The following is a 2,753-nucleotide window of genomic DNA, read 5'->3' on the forward strand; positions in this document are numbered from 1 at the left end:
GCCCCGGCACGGACGGCCCCGGCACGAGCCGCCCGCCTCGGCACGGGCCGAAGGCCACCCCGCCCCGAGCCGAAGGGGCGCGCTGGTGCCGAAAGGGAGAAGGGCCAAGCCGCCGACGGAGGAGGTGGCGCCGTGCCCGCCGACCGTCGGCGCCGGGTTGGAGCGCCCCGGAGGCGAGCGGGCGAGTAACGGAAGGGGCGGACGGCTCGCCGGCCGCCCCTTCCCCCGTGATCAGCCCTGGAGCCCCAGGACCCCGGCCGCCGCCGTGACCTGGGCGAGGTCTCCGGCGCACGGCATCAGCAGCAGCTCGTCGCAGCCCGCCTCGGTGTACCTGCCGACCAGTCCGCGCAGCTTGCCCGGGTTGTCGGCCGCGCCGCGCAGGATGTGGTCGACGAACGGCCCGGCGTCCCGGTAGTACGACCGCAGGTAGCCCTCGGTCTGCTTGCCGGCGTCCTCACCGAGCGCGAAGTACGCCAGCGCCACCAGCCGCGGCGCCCCCGTCCGGCCCTCGGCGGCCCACTGCTCGCGCAGCGCCTGCGCGCCCTGGGCGAACATCACCGGCCCGGTGCCGCCGCCGATCCAGCCGTCCGCCAGCCGGGCCGCCCGCCGCAGCGCGGCCGGCGAGTGCCCGCCCAGGATCAGCTCGGGGCCGTCCGGCCGGACCGGGGCCGGGCCGACCGCCGGCTCCCGGCCGGACTGCGCGTCGGCCCAGTGCCGCCGCAGCTCGACCACCTGGGTGCCGGTCCGGGCGCCCCGGCCGGTCTTCTCGACCTGGCCGACCTCGAAGTCGTCCTGACGCGAGCCGACCGCCAGGCCGAGGGTCAGCCGCCCGCCGGAGAGCCGGTCCACGGTGGCCGCCTGCTTGGCCAGCAGCGCGGTGTTGGTGCGCAGCGGCGAGATGAGGATGCTGGTCGCCAGGCCGATCCGCTCCGTCACCGCGGCGGCCGCGGCCAGCGTGGTGAGCGGCTCCCAACTGGTGTGCACCAGACGGTCGATGGTGCCGAGGGTGGAGAACCCGGCCTGCTCGGCGAGCCGGGCCCAGGCGACCACGTCGGCGCCGGCCGCGCCGGCCAGCGAGGTCGGCAGTCCGATTCCGACCTTCATCTCATTCACCCTCGATCGGCTGGTCGTGGCGGCGGGAGAGCACGTTCTCCATCGAGGCCAGCCGGAAGAAGGCCTGCGCGCCCTCCCGGCTGGTCATGTCGCGCGGAACGGCGAGGTGCTTCTCCAGCTCCCGCTCGAAGTCGCGGACGGCGGGCTGCTGGCTCATGTGCGCGGCCACCAGCGGCAGCGGGCCCTCGATCTCGATCACCCGGACGGCCAGTTCCCTGCCGACGAAGGCCTGGGTGCCGAGGAGCTTGCCGACCACGGTGCCGTCGGGCGTCCTGACGTCGAAGTCCGGGCGTCCGCTCTTGCGGAACAGTTCCTTGACGGTGTCCTCGCTGCCCGGCAGCAGCGGGTAGTACAGCGCGTGCCACGTGCTCATGGGTCGTCTCCTGACGGTTCGGGGCCGGGCTCGGCCCGTCGGTGGGTGAATCGCTGGGTGCGGGGGCCGGGGGCGGGCGCGGTCACTGGCTGGCGGTGACGCCGCCGTCCACGTACAGCACCTGGCCGGTGATGAAGCCGGCCCGCGGCGAGGCGAGGAAGGTGACGGCGTCCGCCACCTCGTGCAGCTCGGCGGTGCGGCCCAGCGGGATCCGGCCGAGCACCATCCGCATGAACTCGGGGTTCCCGGCGTTCTCCTGGACGAACTCGGTGCGCACGAAGCCGGGGGCGACCGCGTTCACCGCGATCCCGTGCCGGCCCCATTCGGCGGCCAGCTGCTTGACCAGCAGGTCCAGGCCGGCCTTGCTGGCGCCGTACGCGCTGAAGCCGCGCCGGGCGCCGAACTTGCCGCGCACCGAGGAGAGGTGGACGATCCGGCCGCCGCCGGCCGCGATCATCGCCCGGCCGACCGACTGGGAGAGCCAGAAGGCGCCCAGCAGGTTGGTGTCGACGATGGTGCGCCAGTCCTCCTCGGAGATGGTCTCGGCGCCGACGGTGACCAGCGCGCTGGCGCAGTTCACCAGGACGTCGACGCCGCCCCAGTCGGCCGCCACCGCGTCCACCAGCCGCTCGACGCCGGCGCGGTCGGCGACGTCCACGGCGTGCGGCGTGACGGTGCCGCCGTGGGCGGCCAGCGGGGCGAGCCGTTCGGCGGTCTCCTCGGCCTTCTTCAGCGAGCGTCCGGCGACGGCGACCTTGGCGCCCTGTGCGGCGAGGTCCTCGGCGACGGCGGCGCCGATGCTGCCGTAGCCGCCGACCAGCAGGACCCGGCTGCCGGTGAACTCCCGTTCGGCGGGGACGCGTTCGGGTGCGGGGCGGGGCGGCGCGGGGGCGCCGGGCGGGCCGCCGGCGCCGGGCGGTGGTCCGCCGAGGCCCTGGGGCGGGCCGGGCGGTGGGGTCGGTGCGGCTGCCGTCATGGCAGCACCTCCCTGTCGCGGGTCGGTGAATGCGGTTGTCCTGACGTAGCGTCAGAAATTCTCAGGCCGCGTCGGCCGCGGCGGGCAGGCCGTACAGCCCGGCGGCGTTGCCGTGCCGGATTCGCGCGACGGTGGCGGGGTCCAGGCCGAGGCCGTTCAGTCGGGCCAGCGAGGCGTCCAGGGGCGCGCTCATCGGCGGGGAGTCGGTGCCGAACATGACGTTGCCGGCCCCGAAGGCGTCGACGGCGGCGGCCACGGCACGCGTGCTCGGGGTCGCCGTGTCGACGTACA

General features: G+C 75.7%; 4 protein-coding genes. All 4 read right to left on the reverse strand.

Annotated elements, in window-relative coordinates; genetic code table 11:
• Positions 1-231: 231 nt before the first annotated feature.
• The gene (locus ABD308_RS39380; RefSeq protein ID WP_344345942.1) at positions 232-1,104 is read right to left on the reverse strand and encodes an LLM class flavin-dependent oxidoreductase; all 873 of its coding nucleotides are present in this window, start codon (positions 1,102-1,104) and stop codon (positions 232-234) included.
• A gap of 1 nt (position 1,105) precedes the next feature.
• Positions 1,106-1,486 carry a SchA/CurD-like domain-containing protein gene (locus tag ABD308_RS39385; protein ID WP_344345944.1) on the reverse strand — a complete coding sequence of 127 codons (381 nt, stop codon included), beginning with the start codon at positions 1,484-1,486 and terminating at the stop codon, positions 1,106-1,108.
• Positions 1,487-1,568: 82 nt separating this feature from the next.
• Positions 1,569-2,462, reverse strand: coding sequence for an SDR family NAD(P)-dependent oxidoreductase (locus ABD308_RS39390; protein ID WP_344345946.1), 894 nt, complete (start codon positions 2,460-2,462; stop codon positions 1,569-1,571).
• A gap of 61 nt (positions 2,463-2,523) precedes the next feature.
• Positions 2,524-2,753, reverse strand: a 230-nt coding sequence (locus ABD308_RS39395; RefSeq protein ID WP_344345948.1) for an amidohydrolase family protein, incomplete at its 5' end; no start/stop codon positions are given.

Origin of the sequence: Kitasatospora putterlickiae, assembly GCF_039527695.1 — a bacterium.
Classification (GTDB): Bacteria; Actinomycetota; Actinomycetes; order Streptomycetales; family Streptomycetaceae; genus Kitasatospora; species Kitasatospora putterlickiae.

Excerpts from the sequence above, each read along its gene's own strand:
- ABD308_RS39380 (WP_344345942.1), bottom strand. The coding sequence starts at position 1,104 with ATGAAGGTCGGAATCGGACTGCCGACCTCGCTGGCCGGCGCGGCCGGC.
- ABD308_RS39385 (WP_344345944.1), bottom strand. The coding sequence starts at position 1,486 with ATGAGCACGTGGCACGCGCTGTACTACCCGCTGCTGCCGGGCAGCGAG.
- ABD308_RS39390 (WP_344345946.1), bottom strand. The coding sequence starts at position 2,462 with ATGACGGCAGCCGCACCGACCCCACCGCCCGGCCCGCCCCAGGGCCTC.